Origin of the sequence: Virgisporangium ochraceum, assembly GCF_016863655.1 — a bacterium.
GTDB classification, from domain to species: Bacteria; Actinomycetota; Actinomycetes; order Mycobacteriales; family Micromonosporaceae; genus Virgisporangium; species Virgisporangium ochraceum.
The window spans coordinates 1-16,987 of record NZ_BOPH01000047.1 but is presented as its reverse complement, the minus strand read 5'-3'; the positions used below and the strand labels follow the sequence as shown (position 1 = coordinate 16,987).

The window sequence follows — 16,987 nt, the reverse complement described above, 5'->3', positions numbered from 1 at the left end:
GTACGACATTCTTGAGCCGCCTGCCCGGCTTTTGATCGGGACGCGCACCCCCTCGCGGTGCGACACTGGGGAGTATGTCGTCGTCGACCGGCCCGATCGGCCCTGCTGAGCAGGAGCCGATCGACCCTGTGTTCGACGACTCCTACGAGCCCGACCCGGTGCTTCCCGACCCGGTGCGCCAGCGGGTCACGGCCCTCGCCGCGGGGGTTCTCGGCAGCCTGCCGGGCGACGAGCTGCCGGTCTCGCTGCGGCGGGTGGCGAAGTTCGCGCCGAAGCAGCGGGCCAAGCTCGGCGGTCCGCTGATCGCCGCCCAGATCGCCACCGACGCGCTGCTCCGCCAGCGGCTGGCGGCGAAGGTGGTCGAGGCGGCCGGCGACCTGGGCGCGGCCGTGGCCGAGGGCACGCCACCAGGTGCGGCCGACCCCACCGAGGTCGCCGCGCTGGCTTATCTGTGCCGCCCGCCGGCCTGGCGTGATCTCATCGGCGCCGCCACCGAGGCGCTGCGCGCCGAGACCGAGCAGGCCCTGGTCGCCGCGCAGACGCGCGAGCTGGAGCAGCGGGTCGCACGGGCCGAGCACGACCGCACCGTCGCCCGCACCGAGGCCGACAAGCTCCGCGACGAGCTGGCCCGGCTCCGCGAGGAGGCCGGTGGCCTGCGCGAGGAGAACCGGCGCCTCGGCCGGTCGGTGCGCGAGCTCGAACAACGCGAGCGCAGGGCCGCCGACCTGCTGGCCACGGAGAAGGGACGCGCCGCGCGCGCCACCGCCGACCACGACGCCGAGATCCGGCGCCTGAAGGCGCGCCTCGCCGAGGCCGAGTCCCAGGCCGGTGCCGCCCGGGTCAGCGCCAAGGAGGCCCGGGCCAACGACGACGCCCGCCTGTGGCTCCTGCTGGAGACCATCGGCCAGGCGGCCGTCGGGCTGCGCCGCGAGCTGGCCCTCGACCCCACCGACCGGCTGCCCGCCGATTTCGTCGCCGACACGGCGGCCGACCGTCCCGAGGGCGTGATGCCGGCCAAGGCCCGCGCGCTCGACGCCACCGACCCGGCCCGCCTCGACCAGCTGCTCGACCTGCCCAAGGCCCACCTCGTGGTCGACGGGTACAACGTCACCAAGGCCGGGTACGGCGACCTGTCGCTGGAGCAGCAGCGCAGCCGGCTGGTCACCGGTCTGGGCGGCATCGCGGCGCAGACGCGGGCCGAGGTCACCGTCGTGTTCGACGGGGCGGAACGCATCGTCGGCCTGCCACCGGCCCCGCGCGGCGTGCGCGTCCTCTTCTCGAAGAAGGGCGAAACCGCCGACGACCTGATCCGTCGCCTGGTCCGGGCCGAGCCGGCCGGCCGCCCGGTGGTAGTGATCTCCTCCGACCGCGAGGTGGCCGACGGCGTGCGGAGGCATGGCGCTTATCCGTTGAGCTCCACGGCCCTGCTCCGCCGCCTGGGCCGCACGTAGCCGTCGCCGCTCCCGCTCCCGCGCGTCCCGCGCCGCGCGCCCGTCCCGCGCCGTGCGCCCGTCCCGCGCCGCGCGCCCCGTGCCTTTTCCGCGCCGATCTTGCAGTTGTGGCCGCCTCTTTAGGCGCATTTTGGCGGATTTATCGGGGGCCACAACTGCAAGATCGGCGCAGGTTGGGGAGGCGGCCCGAGGCGGTCGGGCGGTTTTGTCGTACCCCCCACGTAACGTGCCGTGCAGATGACGATCGCGGAGGAGGAGCGATGCTCGTCGACTGCACGAAGTGCCCCCGTCGCTCCACGGGGTGCGACGGCTGCCTGGTGGCGGCGTTGCTCGAACCACCGCCCGAGGTCGAACTGCTCGACCGCGACGAACTCTGGGCGATCGAGACGCTGGCCCGTGCCGGGTTCGAGGTGACCCTGCTGGAGCCACCGTCCGTGAGCACCGGCCGGGCACCGGTGGCGGAGCAGGGGCCGCCGCCGTTGCGTCTGGTCCGGCGGGGCGGCTCCGCCGCCTGACAGGCACCGGCCGGGTGGAACGACCGCCGCCCGGCCGGTGCCACCCGGGCCGTGTGCTGCGCTGGCCGGCGGTCAGTCGGATGGACGGCCGCGTCGGCGGGTGGCACCACCGCCGGCGCGGTCCCGGCGCGGAGTCCGCGCGGCCACGCACACGGTCCCGGCGCGGAGTCCCGCGCGGTCCCCGCAGCCCCGTGCAGGCCCGCGCTGTCCCCGCAGCCCCGGCCCTGTCCCGGCCGAGGCCGGGTCTTCGGCGGCGCGCGCGTCGGGGTGGTGGTCTGGCGGGGGACCGGTCGCGTCACCCCATAGGATGGCCGCGATGTCTCATCGGGTGCTGGCCGCTTCCGTGCTGGCTGTGCTGCTGGTCGCGATCGCCGTCGTGTTGGTGCTTCGGGTGCCCTGGGCCACGGCGCCGGCGCCACGGGCCGACCAGCTCGACGCGCTCCAGGGGTTGCCGGCCGACGCGGTCGCCAAGGGGCGGGCGTTCCACTCGGCGCTGCGGCCCGGCACGTACGGGGCGCTCGGCGTGGCGCTCCTCGTGGCCCTGGTGCTGGGGCTCACGCCGCTCGGTGCCCGCCTGGTCGAGCTGGTCGGACGGCCGTTCGGGGGGCACTGGCTGGGCCGGGCCATCCTCGGCGGACTGGTCATCGTGCTCATCGGCGAGCTGGTCACGCTGCCGTTCGCGGCGTGGCGGCACAGCGTGCTCCGCGACTACGGGCTGTCGACCCAGACGTGGCAGGCGTGGCTCGTCGACCTGCTCAAGGGCTACGCCGTCGGCGCGGTCGTCGGTGGAGTGGCGATCGTGGGGTTCTTCACGGTCACCAGGCTGTTCCCGCGCTGGTGGTGGGCGGTCGGAGCGGCCGGGGCCGCCGTGCTGATGATGGCCCTCACGTTCGTGTTCCCCGTGCTGGTGGAGCCGCTGTTCAACCGGTTCACGCCGATGGAGGCCGGCCAGCTGCGCACGGACCTGCTAGCCATGGCCCAGCGCGACGGCGTCCCCGTCAAGGACGTTCTCGTGGCCGACGCGTCACGGCGGACGAAAGCGGTCAACGCGTACGTCTCCGGGTACGGGGCAACCCGGCGCATCGTCATCTACGACACGTTGCTGACGGAGGTGTCGGACGCGGAGGTCCGCAGCGTCGTCGCACACGAGCTCAGCCACGCCAAGTCCAACGACGTGCTCACCGGCACGCTCCTCGGCGCGCTCGGCGCCGCCAGCGCGGTCCTCGTCGTGTTCATCCTCGGGGCGTGGACACCGCTGCTGCGAAGAGCCGGCGTCGACGACATCGCCGAGCCGCGGGCGATCGCGTTGCTGCTGGTCATCGGCACCATCGGCGGCGTGCTCGCCGGACCGGCGCAGGGGCTCGTCTCGCGGAAGATCGAGAGCCGGGCAGACGCGCACGCCCTCGAGGTGACCGGCGACCCGGCCACCTACGAGACGATGATGAGCCGCCTCGCGACGGTCAACCTGGCCGACCCCGACCCGAACCCGATCGAGCACGCGCTCACCGGCTCGCACCCCACGGCCGTCCAGCGCATCGCGATGGCGCGGGCCTGGGCCAGGTCGCACTGATGGCGCGCACGCTCCTGGTCACCAATGATTTTCCGCCGCGACCGGGCGGCATCCAGATCTTCGTGCACAAGCTCGCCGTGCGTCAGCCGGCCGACGACCTCGTCGTCTACGCGTCGAGCTGGCGCGGCGCGCGGGAGTTCGACGCCGAGCAGCCGTTCGAGGTCGTGCGCGACCGCACCTCCGTCCTGCTGCCGACCCCGCGCGTGGCCCGCCGCGCCGCCGACCTCGCCCGCGCGCACGGCTGCGACACCGTCTGGTTCGGCGCCGCGGCGCCCCTCGGTCTGCTCGCGAAGGGCCTCAAGAGGAAGGGCATCGGACGCGCGGTCGCGCAGACCCACGGCCACGAGGTCGGCTGGGCCGCCCTGCCCGGCGCACGCGCCATGCTGAACAGCATCGGCAGGCACGTCGACGTGTCGACCTACCTCAGCGAGTACCAGCGGGTGCGGCTGCAGCCCCTGCTCCGCAACCTCGAACGGCTCACGCCCGGCGTCGACACCGACACCTTCCACCCGGACGTCGACGGGTCAGAGGTTCGCAAAAAGCATCAATTGGACGATCGTCCGGTGATCGTGTGCGTCAGCAGGCTCGTCCCGCGCAAGGGGCAGGACATGCTGATCCGGGCGCTGCCGGCGGTCCGGAGAAAGGTCCCCGACGCGAAGCTCCTGATCGTCAGCGGCGGCCCCGACCGCGACCGCCTCACGAAGCTCGCACGAAGCACAGGCGCGGAAGAGCACGTCGTCTTCACCGGCTCGGTCCCGTGGCAGGCCCTACCCGAGCACTACGCCGCCGGCGACGTCTACGCGATGCCCTGCCGCACCCGCCGCAGAGGCCTCGACGTCGAAGGGCTCGGCATCGTCTACCTCGAAGCGTCCGCGACCGGGCTGCCGGTCGTGGCCGGCGACAGCGGCGGCGCCCCCGACGCCGTCAAAGAGGGCGAGACGGGCTACGTGGTGAACGGCCGCGACACGGAACAGATCGCCGACCGCCTCGTCACCCTGCTCTCAGATCGCGACAAGGCGAGAACGATGGGCCGAGCCGGCCGCACGTGGGTCGAGAAGCAGTGGCAATGGGACGCGCAGGCGGACCGTCTGGCCCGCCTGCTGCATCCCGGCTAGAACTTCGGTGCGTCCGGAGCCTCGAGGAGGCCCAGACGCAGGGCCGTCATCAGAGCCTGTGCCCGGTTGGCGGCGCCCAGCTTCTCGTAGAGCTTCGAGATGTGGGTCTTGGCCGTGGACTCCGAGACGAACAGCTGCTTGGCGATGCCGGCCACGCTCATGCCGTCGGCGAGCAGGCGGAGCACCTGACCCTCGCGCGGCGAGAGCTGGGGACCCTGCGGCGCCAGCCGCCGCTTCATCGCCTCGGCCAGGTCGGCGGCGGTGAACGCCGACGGCGCCGACGCCGCGTGCCGGGCGGCCGCCACCACCTCGTCGGCGGGTGCGGTCTTCGGCACGAACGCGCTCGCGCCGGCCTCGAGCGCTCCGAACAGCTGGTCGTCGCCCGCGTACATGGTGAGGACGACGATGCCGATCGTCGCGTTGTTCTTGCGCAAGGCCCGCGTGGCTTCCAGGCCGCTGCCGTCGGGCAGGCGGAGGTCCATGATGACGACCTCGGGCTGTAACGCTCCGGCCAGCCGGATCGCCTCAGCGGCAGTCGAGGCCTCCCCGACCACCTCGAACTGGCGGTCGCGCTCGAAAGCGTGCCGCAGGCCGCGACGGATCAGGTCGTGGTCGTCGACGAGCAGCACCTTGGTGCGCGTCGTCGGGGTCGCGTTGGTGGTGGTCATACGCGGTGCTCTCTCCCTTTCGTGATGTCACACGCTACCGCGTCGGGTGGCCGTGCCGAGTACGACGGCGACCGTCGTACCGGTCGGATTCCGCGGCTTGATCTCGAGGCGCCCGCGGATACGGTCTGCTCGCTCTTTCATGATCGCAAGACCGTACCGCCCATCCGGACGCGAATCCCCGATTCCCGATCCATCATCGGAAACTTCGATGTTCGCGTACGGCGGATCAACGACGCAGGTGACCCAGAGATTCTCGGCACCCGCGTGTTTTCTCGCGTTCGTGATGGCCTCCTGCGCGATCCGGAGCAGTTCGGCCTCGACGGCGGCGGGTAGGCGCGCCGTCGATTCGTTCAACGTGAAGTGGACCCGCAGGCCGCCGGTCGCGGCGATGGTGCGGGCGTAGTCGGCGACCGCGGCGGTGAGGCCGCCGTACCGGTCGACCTCGCTGCGCAGCTCGAACAGCGACAGCCGCAGCTCGGTGATGACCCGGGTGACCTCGGCCCGCAGCACCCGCAGCTCCTCGATGGCCGGCGCCGAGTCGGGGGAGTCGGGCAGCGCGGCGAGCGTGTTGTCGATGCCGTACCCGACCATCACCAGCTCCTGCGCGACCCCGTCGTGGATCTCGCGGGCGAGGCGCTGCCGCTCCTCGGTGGTGGCGATCGTGCGGACGTCGTCGAACAGCAGCGCCGCCTCCAGCCGGATCGCGGCCGGTCCGACCACGTCGACCACCCGCCGGATGACCGGCTGCGGGTAGGCGCCGGCGCTGTCGGTCTCCATCGCGACGAGCCCGATCGTGCGGACCCCGGCGACCAGCGGCACCACCAGCGCGGACACCTCGGTTCCGGCCGGCACCGAGGTGCGGCTCTGCGACCGGGCCGACGTCTGCGGCTGCTGGCTCGCCCACGCGTCGGCGATGGCCGAGTCGGCGTCGAGGGCGGTCTCCCAGTCGACGCGGTCGGTGCCGTGCTGGGCGAGGACCACCAGCCGACCGCCACCGCTGGCCGACAGCACCGCGGCCCGCGTGACCGGGACGGCGGCGCGCACCTCCTCGATGAGATGCTCGGCCAGCCCGCCCGGGTCGAGCGTGGCACCGGGCAGCTGCCGGGCGACGCTGCGGAGCTGGGTGAGCAGCCGGGCCGCCTCGGCGTAGGGCTGGGGCGCGGTCCGCCGGTTCTGCAGGCGCCGCCGCATCGACCCGATGATGCCGCCGGCGAGCGCGCTGACGATGAGCCACTGGGCGCAGGCGAGCAGGTAGCCGACGTCGCCGACCAGCCCGTCGGTGGCACCCGCGCCGGTGAGGACGCCGGCGGCGCCGGCGATCAGCGCGAACGCCTCGATCCGGTGGCCGTAGAGCACGGCGACGACCACCGGCACGCTCAGGTAGGGCAGTACCGCACCGGCCATCGCCGGCTCCGACTCGGCCGCGACCGCCGCCGCGGCCAGCCCGCACAGCACCACCTCGGCGAGCCGCGCCAGCGGCCCGATCACCGGATGGGCGGCTCCGAGCAGCGACGGCACCGCGGCGAGCGTGAGCAGCCCGAGCCAGCCGAGTACCCGCGCGTCCTCGGTCGCCCACAGCGACATGACCGCCGCCAGGACCAGCAGCGTTCCGCGGCTGATGACCGGTGTCAGGGAGATCCGGGGCCACGGCGGAGGGACCCGCACCCGCGCCTCCGGCGGAATGGCCCGCCAGGATCCGCTTTCGGTGTGGACGGTCTGCCAGCCGCTCTCACCCGCCATAGATCGCTGCGATTTCGTCGGCGTACCCCTTCAGAACGACATTTCGTTTGATCTTCAGCGACGGTGTCACCTCGCCCGCCTCTTCGGTGAATTCACGGGGGAGAATCCGGAACTCCCGGATGGCTTCGGCTCGGGACACGGCGAGGTTAGCGGCATCAACGGCCTTCTGCACCTCGCCGCGCAGTTCCGGGTCACTCCGTAGAGTTTCGACGGTCGCCGATGCCGGCTTTCCGTTCGACTCCAGCCACTTGGCGAACGCATCCTGGTCGATCGTCACGAGGGCGGCGATGAATGGCCTGCCGTCACCGACCACCATGCTCTGGCTGACGAGCGGGTGGGCCTGTAGGCGGTCCTCGAGCACCGCCGGCGCGACGTTCTTGCCGCCGGCCGTCACGATGATCTCCTTCTTGCGACCGGTGATCTTCAGGTACCCGTCCTTGTCGAGGCTGCCGAGGTCGCCGGTGTGGAACCAGCCGTCCTTCAGCACCTCGGCGGTGGCCTGCTCGTTCCTCCAGTAGCCCTGGAACACGTTGCCGCCGCGCACGAGGATCTCGCCGTCGTCGGCGATGGCCACGGTCACGCCGGGCAGCGGCCGTCCGACCGTGCCGACCCGGATGGCGTGCTGCAGGTTGATGGCGACGCCGGGGGAGGTCTCGGTGAGCCCGTAGCCCTCGTACACGGTGACCCCGACGCCGCGGAAGAAGTGGGCGAGCCGTTCGCCGAGCGGCGCGCCGCCGGAGATGCTCATCTCGCAGGCGCCGCCGAGCGCGGCCCGGATCTTCGTGTACACGAGCCGGTCGAACAGCGCGTGCTGCGCCTTGAGGAGCAGCCCCGGCTTCCCGTCGGCCCGGCTGTGCGCGATCGCGACCTTCTCCGCCCGGTCGAAGATCGCGCCCTTGCCGTCGGCGTGCGCGCGCAGCTTCGCCGAGGTGTAGACCTTCTCGAAGATGCGCGGCATCGCCAGCAGGAACGTCGGCTGGAACTCGCGCATCGCCTCGGGCAGCTTCTTGATGTCGGCGTCGGGCCGCATCAGGCACGGGGTCCGCACCACCGCCACCTGGATCAGCCGGGCGAACGAGTGCGCCAGCGGCAGGAAGAGCAGCGTCCGTCCGCGCGCGTTGACGTAGTCGTCGAGTCCCGCGAGCCCGTTGGCGGCGTTGAAGTCGATGTTGCGGTGGGTGAGAACGCAGCCCTTGGGGCGGCCCGTGGTGCCGCTGGTGTAGATGATCGTGGCGAGGTCGTCGGCGCGGGTGTCGCGCCGTCGCCGGTTCAGCTCCGCGCTGTCGGCGCCGGGCTGGTGCAGGTCGGCCAGCGTCGGCCCGTCACCCTCGATCGTCCAGATCTTTTCGAGACCGGTGGACGAAGCGTGAGCGCGGTGTTCGTTCGTCTCCACGACGCACGCGACCGCGCCGGAGTCCTCGATGATCCACGCCACCTGCTCGGCGCTGGAACTGTCGTAGATGGGTACCGTGACCGCGCCCACGGCCCAGATCGCGTAGTCGACCAGGGTCCACTCGTAACGGGTGCGGCTCATCAGGGCGACCCGGTCGCCGCGTTGGACCCCCTCGGCGATGAGGCCGTTGGCGACGGTGGTCACCTCGTCGCGGAACCGCGCGCAGGTGACGTCCTCCCAGCCGGTCGCCGTGCGGCGCTGGAACTGGACGGCGTCGGGGGTGCGTTCGGCGTTGGCCCAGACCGCGTCGGAGAGGGTCGCGTCGTCGGCGATCGTGGCCACGGGCGGTACCTCGACCTCGCGCATGCCCGTCTCCTTCCTCTGTCGGGGTTGCCGTGACCGTACCGCGCCCCCGGCAGGTGCCGGCGCTTACCAGGTAGCCTGCCCACCATGACGGACACGTCGACGCAGTCGATCACGATCGCCGCGCCGCCCGAGAAGGTGGCTGAGGTCATCTGCGACTTCGCCAGGTATCCCGAGTGGGTGTCGGCGATGAAGTCGGTCGAGGTGGTGGAGGAGTACGAGGACGGGTACGCGAGCCAGGTGCGGTTCGCCCTCGACGCCAGCGTGCTCACCGACGAGTACACCCTCCAGTACGAGTACGCCGAGGACATCTCCCGCATCGAGTGGCACCTCGTGGAGCCGACCAAGCTGCAGAAGAGGCAGGACGGGTCGTACGACATCGTGGCCGGTCCCGACGGGACGACCACCGTCACGTACTCGCTCGCGGTCGATGTGAACCTGGGCATGTTCGGCATGTTCCGGAGCAAGGCGGAGAAGGCCATCATGGATTTCGCTCTGCGGGACCTGAAGCGTCGGGTAGAAAGTCTTTCGACATGACCGAGTCCAACAAGGATCCACGGGAAGAGGCCGAGCGGCTCATCGCGTCGGTGCTGGGAAGTGCCTCGGTGGCGGCCGAGAACCTCAGCGGCTTCGCCACCGGGTCGGCAGAATGCTGCGTGTGCCCGGTCTGCAAGGCGATCGCGGCCGCGCGTGACCCCAACCCGAACGTCGCGGAGAAGTTGGCGACCGGTGCGGGCGACCTCGCGTCGGGGGTGGCGAGCTTCCTGCGCACCATGGCGCGCGCCGCCAGTGACATCGGAAACCCTGGTACCGGTGGTGCCACCGGCACCACGAAGGCCTCCGGCACCCGTGAGACGTCCACGGAGGATCCGTGGGCGGCGGCGACCAGGGCGGCCGCCGAGGCGGAAGCCGCGGGCACCGCTTCTCCCACGGCGGCGGCCGCACCCGCGTCCACCGAAAGCCCTGCGCCCGGCGCGGCCGTACCCCCAGCACCCGCCGCGACGCCGGACCCGCCGAAGCCGATGGCCAAGAAGGCCGTGAAGCCGAAGGCCCCCACCGAACCACCAGCCGAGGAGATCTAGAACACGTGACGCTGACCATCGGGGTCGACATCGGCGGCACCAAGGTCCTCGGTGCCGTCGTCGACGAGCGCGGTGAGGTGCTCGCACAGACCCGGCGGCCGACGCCGGCCGGCGACACCGAGGAGATCGTGCATCGCACGGTGTCGGTGATCGAGGAGCTGCGGGAGGCGCACGACGTCTCCGCGATCGGCATCGGCGCCGCCGGCTGGATCGACGCGGGCCGGGCGACGGTGCTGTACGCCCCCAACCTGGCCTGGCGCAACGAGCCGCTGCGCGACCTCATCGCCGCGCAGGTCGACATCCCGGTGGTGGTGGAGAACGACGGCAACGTCGCGGCGTGGGCGGAGTTCCTGTTCGGCGCCGGCCGCGACGCCGACGACTCGATGGTGCTCGTGGCGGTGGGCACCGGAATCGGGTCGGGCATCGTCATCGGCGGGCAGCTCATCCGCGGCTCGCACGGCATCGCCGGCGAGGTCGGACACGTCACGTCGGTGCCGGGCGGACAGCTGTGCGGCTGCGGCCGGCTCGGCTGCCTGGAGCAGTACGCCAGCGGCAGCGCGCTCGTGCGGTTCGCCCAGCAGGCCGCCAAGGACGACCCCGACGCCGCCAAGCAGCTGCTGAAGCTCGCCAACGGCTCGGTGGAGGCGATCAACGGTCCGCTGGTCACCCAGGCGGCGAAGGCCGGCGACCAGGCCGCGCTCGGCGCGTTCGACCAGATCGCCCACTGGCTGGGCACCGGGCTGGCCGACCTGGTGCAGATCTTCGACCCGCAGGTGCTGGTGATCGGTGGCGGCGTCGTCGAGTCCGGCGACCTGCTGCTGGCGCCGGTGCGCAGGCACTTCGACGAGGCGCTGTCGCAGCGCGGCCGGTTGCCGGTCGGCGAGGTGCGGCCGGCGCTGATGGGTAACAAGGCCGGTGTCGTCGGCGCGGCCGATCTGGCTCGGCGTCGCTGATATTCGGAAGGGCATCCGTGCACAAGATTCGTGTGATGTCGTACAACATCCACAGCTCGCGAGACGACCTGCGCGCGCTGGCCGCCGTGGTGCGGGGTGAGGCCCCCGACCTGGTGCTGGTGCAGGAGGCGCCGCGCCGCTTCCGGTGGCGGGGCAAGAACGCGCGGCTGGCCCGCCAGTGGGGGATGCTCCACACCGGTGGCGGGCTGTGGGCCCTCGGGAACTCGGCGTTCACCACGCTGCGGGTGGGGGTCCGCGAGACGTGGAACGTGCAGTTCCCGCTCACGCCGGGCCGGCACATGCGCGGGGCGGTGTTCGCGCGGTGCACGATCGGCCGGAGCCGGTTCGTGGCCGTCGGGACGCACCTGTCGCTCGACGCCACCGAGCGGGTCAGCCAGGCGCAGCTGCTGAAGGACCACCTGGCCGCGCTCGACGAGCCGTACTTCGTCGCCGGCGACCTCAACGAGGAGCCCGGTGGCGGCGGCTGGCGCACCCTGGCCGACGGGCTGGTCGACGCCGCCGACGCCAAGGAGTGCGGCAACATCTTCACCTACTCCTGCGCCTCCCCGCGGCGCCGCATCGACGGCATCTTCGTCGACCCGCGCATCGAGGTCCTCGACTACCGCCTGATCGACTCCGACCAGGCAAGGGCCGCCAGCGACCACTTTCCACTAGTGGTAGACCTGGCCCTCCCGTCCTAGCCGCCTCGCGCCCCCCGCGCCCGCCCCCGCGCGCCGCGCCCGCCGCGCTCCCCGCTGCGTCGATCTTGCACTTGTGGCCGCCCTTTTGTGGTGATTGGCACGTGTTTGGGGAGGGCCACAACTGCAAGATCGACGACGGAGAGGGGGCGCGGGCCGGCGCCGCTGGACAAATCCGTACGGGGGCGGCGAAGATGCCCGCCGGGGCTGTTCTGCAATGGGGAGAACGCGGTGGGTGATGAGGTGGCGCCGGCGGGCCGGGGCGCGGGCGCGGAACGGTCCGACGGCGGGGTTCCCGTGCCGCGGAGAGACGTACCGTCCGTGCCAGGGGTGGAGCGGCCGTCGGCGTCGGCTCCGCGGGCAGGGCAGCCGTCAGGGCCGGTCGCGGGGCAGCCGGCAGGACAGCCGGTCGCGGGGCAGCCGGTCACCGGGTGGCCGTCCGTGCCGGGCGCTTCCCCCTCGGTCCCGGCGCCGCGCAGCGGAAACGACAAGCCCGCCGCCGGCACGGCCGCGCCCACGGCGAACGTCTCCGACCGGGGCGAGGCGGTCTGCGTGATCGGCGCCGGCGGAAGCGGACTGGCCGCGATCAAGAACTTCAAGCAGCACGGCTTCGACGTCGACTGCTACGAACGGGAGACCGGGGTCGGCGGAGCCTGGAACTGGCGGCACGACCGCAGCCCGGTGTACGCCAGCACCCACCTCATCTCCAGCAAGCCGTTCACCCAGTTCCCCGACTTCCCGATGCCCGACGACTGGCCGGACTACCCCCACCACTCGCGGCTGCTCGCCTACTTCGAGCGGTACACCGACCACTTCGGGCTGCGCGAGCACATCTGGTTCGGCACCGAGGTCGTCAAGGTGGTGCCGACCAACGAGGACGACCCGAACACGTCGTGGGACGTCACGGTCAAGGGCGTACGGGGCGGGTCGGAGAAGACGCTGCGGTACGCGGCCGTGGTGGTCGCGAACGGGCACAACTGGGCACCGAAGCTGCCCAGCTACCCGGGCCTCGACACGTTCCAGGGCACCGTGCTGCACGCCAGCGCCTACAAGGACGCGGCACAGCTGCGCGGCAAGCGGGTCCTGGTGGTCGGCGCCGGCAACACCGGCTGCGACATCGCCGTCGAGGGGGCGCAGCAGGGCGCGAGGTGCTGGCACTCCAGCCGGCGCGGCTACTGGTACGCGCCGAAGTACGCGTTCGGCAAGCCGGCCGACCAGGTCAACGACCGGGTGCTCGGCCTCGGGGTCCCGCTGAAGATCCGCCAGTGGCTGTTCCACTTCACGATGCGGCTGACGGTCGGCGACCTGCAGCGGTTCGGCCTGCCGAAGCCCGACCACAAGATCTACGAGACGCACCCGATCTCGAACAGCCAGCTCGTCTACCACGTCGGCCACGGCGGGATCACGCCCGTGCCCGACATCGAGCGGTTCGACGGCAACCAGGTGGTCTTCACCGACGGCAGCACCGCCGACCCCGAGGTGGTCGTGCTCGCCACCGGCTACCTGCCGCGCTTCGAGTTCCTGGCACCGCGGCTCTACGGCGGCGACGACCGGGGCCGTCCGCACCTGCGCTGGCAGCTGTTCTCGCCGGCCCACCCGACGCTGAGCTTCGTCGGCCTCGTGCAGCCCGACTCGGGCATCTTCACGATCTGCCACTGGCAGAGCGAGCTGGCCGCCGCGTGGCTGCGCCTGAACGACACCGCACCCGACCGGGCGTCGGCGTGGTGGCGGAAAGCGGTCGAGCCGGGCGGCAAGTACTCCGACGCCGACGTCAAGGACTCCAGCCGACACTGGCTCGAGGTCAGCCACTGGGTCTACCTGAAGGCCCTCGAGCGCGCGCTCAAGAGCCTGGAGAGGGTACCGGCATGAGGGTCATGCGTCCGGACGAGTGGTCGGACCCGCCGCTGCCGGTCTCGCGGGAGGTGCTGGCCGTGCAGCCCGACGGCCCGGCGACCGGTGCGCCGGTGCTGTTCGTGCCGGGCTTCGGGCAGGGTGCCTGGGTCTACGCCGAGCACTGGTTGGAGCACACCGCCGGTCGCGGCTTCCCGGCCTACGCGATGAGCCTGCGCGGTCACGGGTCCAGCGGCACCGCGCCGAAGGCCGGGCTCCGGGCGTACGTCCACGACGTCACGCAGGTCGCGGCCGGGCTGCCGCGCCAGGCCGTGCTCATCGGTCACGGCGCCGGCGCGCTCGTGGTCGCGATGGCGCTGGCGCGGTATCCGGTCCGGGCCGCGGCGCTGGTCGCGCCCGTCTTCGGCGGGCCTCTGGCCGCGGTGACCGCGTGCGCGCGCAACCCGCTCGGCGTGCTGCCGGCGGCTTTCGGGGGACGGCTGCGCCCGCGGCGCGGCCAGTTGTTCAGCGCCGACCTGCCGGCCGACCGGCAGCGGGACTACGTGTCCCGGCGGGGCCGGGCCTCGGCGCGCGCCCAGTGGCAGCTCTGCCAGGTGCGGGCACCCGAGGAGCCGGTCGGCGCTCCGCCGGTCCTCGTGGTGGGTTCTCCCGACGACGGCCTGGTGTCGCGCGCGGACCTCGAGCGCGTCGCCCGCCGCTACCACGGCGCCCCGTTGCTGTTCCCGGGCATGGGACACGACCTGATGCTCGACGCGAAGTGGGCCGAACCCCTGGACGCGATCCTCGACTGGCTGGAGAAGAACCCCTGAAATCTTTCGGTCAATGTGACAGATCGTAGGATTTTGTTTACCCAGTGGTGGCTGCGGGTAGATAATGCAACCCCCCACCTCTGGTTAGGCGGCACTCCTCATGCGGTACCGGTCCACCCGTGACGTCCTTGACGACCACCTACGCCGGCGGGCCGCCGGTGACCTCGACGGCGATCTCCTGGCCAACTACGCACCCGATGTGATCGTGCTCCACCCCGACGGCGAGGCCTTCGGCCACGACGGGGTCCGCTGGCTGGCCGACCGGTTCTCCCGGTACCAGACCGACGCCGAGTTCCGCTGCCACCGGGTGCTGACGGCGGGCGAGATCGGCGTGCTGGAGTGGAGCGGCCGCGGCGGCCGAACCGACACCCTGATGATCGAGGCGACGGAGTCGTTCGTGCTGCGCGAGGGCCTGATCGCCGCGCAGACGCTGACCTACGTGACGGCGTACGTCATGATCCCGGACGCGGCCGCCGCCTGATCGCGGTGGCACGGCGCCTGAGCGCGGCGCCGTTGGATGCGGCGGGACGGCGCCGCTAGATGCGGGCGCCGTCGTCGTAGTCGTCGTCCTCGTCGTCGCCGGGGCGCAGCCGCCAGATCAGGGTGCCGAACCCGGCCACGATGAGGCCGAACGCCAGCACCAGCGTGGTATTGCGGGCCAGCGGCATCAGGTCGGGCCACACGAACAGCAGCAGGCCGCCCACGATCGCGGCCACGCCCAGCGCCGCGGCGGCCGAGATGCGGGGCAGCGGCGGTGCCGGTGGCGGCGTGTAGCCCTCGTCGTCCTCGTCGACGTCGGGGAGCGTGGCCCCGAACGTGTCGAGCGCGTCGAGCAGCGACGGCTCGGGCTCCTCGGCGCGCGGCCGCGGCTCGGCGTTCGGGTCGATCGTCGGGAGCAGTCGCGGCGGGTCGAGCGTCACCCTCGGGCCGGTGTCGGTGGTGCCGTCGGTTTCTGCGGTGAGGTGGTAGCCGGCGACGATCGCGGCCCACGCCGAGTCGACGTCGGGCTCGGCGGCCTCACCCGGCAACGGCTGCGGCTTCGGGTCGGTGCGGCGGCGCAGGTGCCGGCGGGACTGGTCGCGGCGGCGGTCGACCGGGTCCTCGCCGTCCGACTCGGACTCCGACGCGACCGCGGGCGGATCGGCGGCCTCGGCCGGCTCCTTCGCCCGGTCCTTGGCTCTTTCCGCCGCTCGCTCGGCGGCGCTCTCCGCGGCTCGTTCGGCCGCCTGTTCGGCGGTGACCCGCCGGACGAACGCGCGGGCGGTGTCGACCTGCTCGCGGTCGACGAACAGCCGGTCGGTGGGGCGGGCGGGCAGGCTCGTGGTGCGGGTGATCGGGTGCAGGTCGGTCGACGGCTGCAGGTACGCCGCGATGCCCCTGGTGCCGAGGACGTCGAGCAGGTGCTCGCCCACCCGCGGGTCGACGTCGCCGACCGGTTCGTACGCGGACGCCATCAGACCGTTGTCGCGCCGTCCTCGCCGTCCGCCCGTCGTTGGCACGCCGCGCCCCCTTCCGCCGGAACAAGCCGCGGCGACCGGTTCCGCCGCGGGATGCCCACCCGTCGCCTCCCACGGCGACAGGTCAACTGCTTCCAGCCTTGGGAAGAATCCTGACACGTCCGCACCCGTGCGCGGCAGTGCGAGTGTGTGCCGCGCGTTGCTGTGAGGTATTCCAGATCCGTAGGCTCTGTGTCGCCGGGTGTACCGGCATGCGGCGGGTGGAAGGACGAGCATGCTCTACTGGCTGCTCAAGTACGTGATTCTGGGTCCTGTGCTGAAGGTGGTCTTCCGGCCGCTGGTCGAGGGTCGTGAGAACGTCCCAGACACCGGGCCGGCCATCATCGCCAGCAACCACCTCTCGTTCTCCGACTCGATCTTCATGCCGCTGAGCGTCAAGCGGCGGGTCACATTCGTGGCCAAACAGGAGTACTTCACCGGAAAAGGCCTCAAAGGCTGGCTGACGAAGATGTTCTTCGTCGGTACCGGCTGCATCCCGGTCGACCGCTCCGGTGGGCGGGCCGCCCAGGCGGCGATCGATACCGGTATGCGGGTGCTGGAGGAGGGCAACCTGTTCGGCATCTATCCGGAGGGCACCCGCTCGCCCGACGGCCGGCTGTACCGTGGCAAGACCGGTGTCGCCCGGATGGCCCTGGAGAGCGGCGCGCCGGTGGTGCCCGTGGCGATGCTGAACTCCGACGAGATCCAGCCGACCGGTCAGATCATTCCGAACCTTCGGCGCCCCCGGATCGTGTTCGGTAAGCCCCTTGACTTCTCGCGGTACCAGGGCATGTCCGGCGACCGCTTCATCGAGCGGGCGATCACCGACGAGATCATGTACGAGCTGATGCAGCTCTCGGGCCGCGAGTACATCGACATCTACGCCCAGAAGGCCAAGACCGCTGCCGCGAAGACCCCCGACCCGCAGCCGGCCACCGCCGCCGCTGCCTGAGAGGGCTCCCGCCCGCCCTGCGTCCCGCGCCGCCCGCCCTGCGTCCCGCGCCGCCCGACCCACGTGTCGTGTCGCCCAGCGAGGGTTCCGCGCCGCTCCGGGGGGTCCGCGCGGCTCGCCCCGTTCCGCGCGGTTCCCCACGTTCCGCGCCGGCCCCACGTTCCGCGCCGATCTTGCAGTTGTGGCCGGGACAAGACGTGTTTGAACATGACAAAACGGCGGCCAGAACTGCAAGATCGGCGCTGGGCGCTGGGCGCTGGGCGCTGGGCGCTGGGCGCTGGGCGCTGGGCGCTGGGCGCTGGGCGCTGGGCGCTGGGCGCTGGGCGCTGGG

General features: G+C 72.2%; 16 protein-coding genes. 12 read left to right on the top strand and 4 right to left on the bottom strand.

Annotated features, from left to right (window positions below; translation table 11 throughout):
- Positions 1-74: 74 nt before the first annotated feature.
- From Voc01_RS18205 to Voc01_RS18190, 4 genes are all read left to right on the top strand, one after another.
- Positions 75-1,451, top strand: a complete 1,377-nt coding sequence (locus Voc01_RS18205) for an NYN domain-containing protein (RefSeq protein ID WP_203928649.1) — start codon at positions 75-77, stop codon at positions 1,449-1,451.
- Positions 1,452-1,711: 260 nt separating this feature from the next.
- A complete protein-coding gene (locus tag Voc01_RS18200) occupies positions 1,712-1,966 on the top strand; it encodes a hypothetical protein (RefSeq protein WP_203928648.1) in 255 nt (84 codons plus the stop codon).
- Between the two features lie 316 nt (positions 1,967-2,282).
- On the top strand, positions 2,283-3,536 hold the full coding sequence (locus Voc01_RS18195; protein ID WP_203928647.1) for a M48 family metallopeptidase: 1,254 nt from the start codon (positions 2,283-2,285) through the stop codon (positions 3,534-3,536).
- Positions 3,536-4,651, top strand: coding sequence for a glycosyltransferase family 4 protein (locus Voc01_RS18190; protein WP_203928646.1), 1,116 nt, complete (start codon positions 3,536-3,538; stop codon positions 4,649-4,651). The genes Voc01_RS18195 and Voc01_RS18190 overlap by 1 nt, the downstream gene beginning before the upstream one ends.
- Here the strand turns inward: Voc01_RS18190 and Voc01_RS18185 are convergent.
- The 3 genes from Voc01_RS18185 to Voc01_RS18175 are packed head-to-tail and all read right to left on the bottom strand — an operon-like array spanning position 4,648 to position 8,818.
- Positions 4,648-5,319, bottom strand: coding sequence for a response regulator transcription factor (locus tag Voc01_RS18185; protein ID WP_203928645.1), 672 nt, complete (start codon positions 5,317-5,319; stop codon positions 4,648-4,650). The two genes, Voc01_RS18190 and Voc01_RS18185, sit on opposite strands and share 4 nt — an antisense overlap.
- A 27-nt stretch (positions 5,320-5,346) precedes the next feature.
- Entirely contained in the window at positions 5,347-7,002 is a 1,656-nt protein-coding gene (locus Voc01_RS18180; RefSeq protein ID WP_373873833.1) for a sensor histidine kinase, read from the bottom strand.
- Positions 7,003-7,048: 46 nt separating this feature from the next.
- Positions 7,049-8,818 (bottom strand): AMP-dependent synthetase/ligase, encoded by a 1,770-nt coding sequence (locus Voc01_RS18175; RefSeq protein ID WP_203928643.1) that lies wholly within the window; start codon positions 8,816-8,818, stop codon positions 7,049-7,051.
- An 84-nt stretch (positions 8,819-8,902) separates the two neighbouring features.
- Between Voc01_RS18175 and Voc01_RS18170 the strand changes: the two genes are divergently transcribed.
- From Voc01_RS18170 to Voc01_RS18140, 7 genes are all read left to right on the top strand, one after another.
- Entirely contained in the window at positions 8,903-9,352 is a 450-nt protein-coding gene (locus Voc01_RS18170; RefSeq protein WP_203928642.1) for an SRPBCC family protein, read from the top strand.
- Entirely contained in the window at positions 9,349-9,897 is a 549-nt protein-coding gene (locus tag Voc01_RS18165) for a hypothetical protein (RefSeq protein WP_203928641.1), read from the top strand. The genes Voc01_RS18170 and Voc01_RS18165 overlap by 4 nt, the downstream gene beginning before the upstream one ends.
- A gap of 5 nt (positions 9,898-9,902) precedes the next feature.
- Positions 9,903-10,850 carry an ROK family glucokinase gene (locus Voc01_RS18160; RefSeq protein WP_203928640.1) on the top strand — a complete coding sequence of 316 codons (948 nt, stop codon included), beginning with the start codon at positions 9,903-9,905 and terminating at the stop codon, positions 10,848-10,850.
- A gap of 35 nt (positions 10,851-10,885) precedes the next feature.
- A complete protein-coding gene (locus Voc01_RS18155; protein WP_203928639.1) occupies positions 10,886-11,551 on the top strand; it encodes an endonuclease/exonuclease/phosphatase family protein in 666 nt (221 codons plus the stop codon).
- Between the two features lie 549 nt (positions 11,552-12,100).
- The gene (locus Voc01_RS18150; protein ID WP_239160293.1) at positions 12,101-13,417 is read left to right on the top strand and encodes a flavin-containing monooxygenase; all 1,317 of its coding nucleotides are present in this window, start codon (positions 12,101-12,103) and stop codon (positions 13,415-13,417) included.
- Positions 13,414-14,208 carry an alpha/beta hydrolase gene (locus Voc01_RS18145; RefSeq protein WP_239160289.1) on the top strand — a complete coding sequence of 265 codons (795 nt, stop codon included), beginning with the start codon at positions 13,414-13,416 and terminating at the stop codon, positions 14,206-14,208. Before Voc01_RS18150 ends, Voc01_RS18145 begins: the two co-directional genes overlap by 4 nt.
- 100 nt (positions 14,209-14,308) lie before the next feature.
- Positions 14,309-14,689 carry a nuclear transport factor 2 family protein gene (locus tag Voc01_RS18140; protein ID WP_203928637.1) on the top strand — a complete coding sequence of 127 codons (381 nt, stop codon included), beginning with the start codon at positions 14,309-14,311 and terminating at the stop codon, positions 14,687-14,689.
- 55 nt (positions 14,690-14,744) lie between these two features.
- On the opposite strand, the gene Voc01_RS18135 is transcribed toward Voc01_RS18140, so the two are convergent.
- Complete coding sequence (locus Voc01_RS18135) at positions 14,745-15,707, bottom strand: DUF308 domain-containing protein (RefSeq protein ID WP_203928636.1); 963 nt, start codon at positions 15,705-15,707, stop codon at positions 14,745-14,747.
- A gap of 232 nt (positions 15,708-15,939) precedes the next feature.
- On the opposite strand from Voc01_RS18135, the gene Voc01_RS18130 reads away from it, so the two are divergent.
- Positions 15,940-16,656, top strand: coding sequence for a lysophospholipid acyltransferase family protein (locus tag Voc01_RS18130; protein WP_203928635.1), 717 nt, complete (start codon positions 15,940-15,942; stop codon positions 16,654-16,656).
- Positions 16,657-16,987 lie beyond the last annotated feature (331 nt).

Excerpts from the sequence above, each read along its gene's own strand:
- Voc01_RS18205 (WP_203928649.1), top strand. The coding sequence starts at position 75 with ATGTCGTCGTCGACCGGCCCGATCGGCCCTGCTGAGCAGGAGCCGATC.
- Voc01_RS18200 (WP_203928648.1), top strand. The coding sequence starts at position 1,712 with ATGCTCGTCGACTGCACGAAGTGCCCCCGTCGCTCCACGGGGTGCGAC.
- Voc01_RS18195 (WP_203928647.1), top strand. The coding sequence starts at position 2,283 with ATGTCTCATCGGGTGCTGGCCGCTTCCGTGCTGGCTGTGCTGCTGGTC.
- Voc01_RS18190 (WP_203928646.1), top strand. The coding sequence starts at position 3,536 with ATGGCGCGCACGCTCCTGGTCACCAATGATTTTCCGCCGCGACCGGGC.
- Voc01_RS18185 (WP_203928645.1), bottom strand. The coding sequence starts at position 5,319 with ATGACCACCACCAACGCGACCCCGACGACGCGCACCAAGGTGCTGCTC.
- Voc01_RS18175 (WP_203928643.1), bottom strand. The coding sequence starts at position 8,818 with ATGCGCGAGGTCGAGGTACCGCCCGTGGCCACGATCGCCGACGACGCG.
- Voc01_RS18170 (WP_203928642.1), top strand. The coding sequence starts at position 8,903 with ATGACGGACACGTCGACGCAGTCGATCACGATCGCCGCGCCGCCCGAG.
- Voc01_RS18165 (WP_203928641.1), top strand. The coding sequence starts at position 9,349 with ATGACCGAGTCCAACAAGGATCCACGGGAAGAGGCCGAGCGGCTCATC.
- Voc01_RS18155 (WP_203928639.1), top strand. The coding sequence starts at position 10,886 with ATGTCGTACAACATCCACAGCTCGCGAGACGACCTGCGCGCGCTGGCC.
- Voc01_RS18145 (WP_239160289.1), top strand. The coding sequence starts at position 13,414 with ATGAGGGTCATGCGTCCGGACGAGTGGTCGGACCCGCCGCTGCCGGTC.
- Voc01_RS18140 (WP_203928637.1), top strand. The coding sequence starts at position 14,309 with ATGCGGTACCGGTCCACCCGTGACGTCCTTGACGACCACCTACGCCGG.
- Voc01_RS18130 (WP_203928635.1), top strand. The coding sequence starts at position 15,940 with ATGCTCTACTGGCTGCTCAAGTACGTGATTCTGGGTCCTGTGCTGAAG.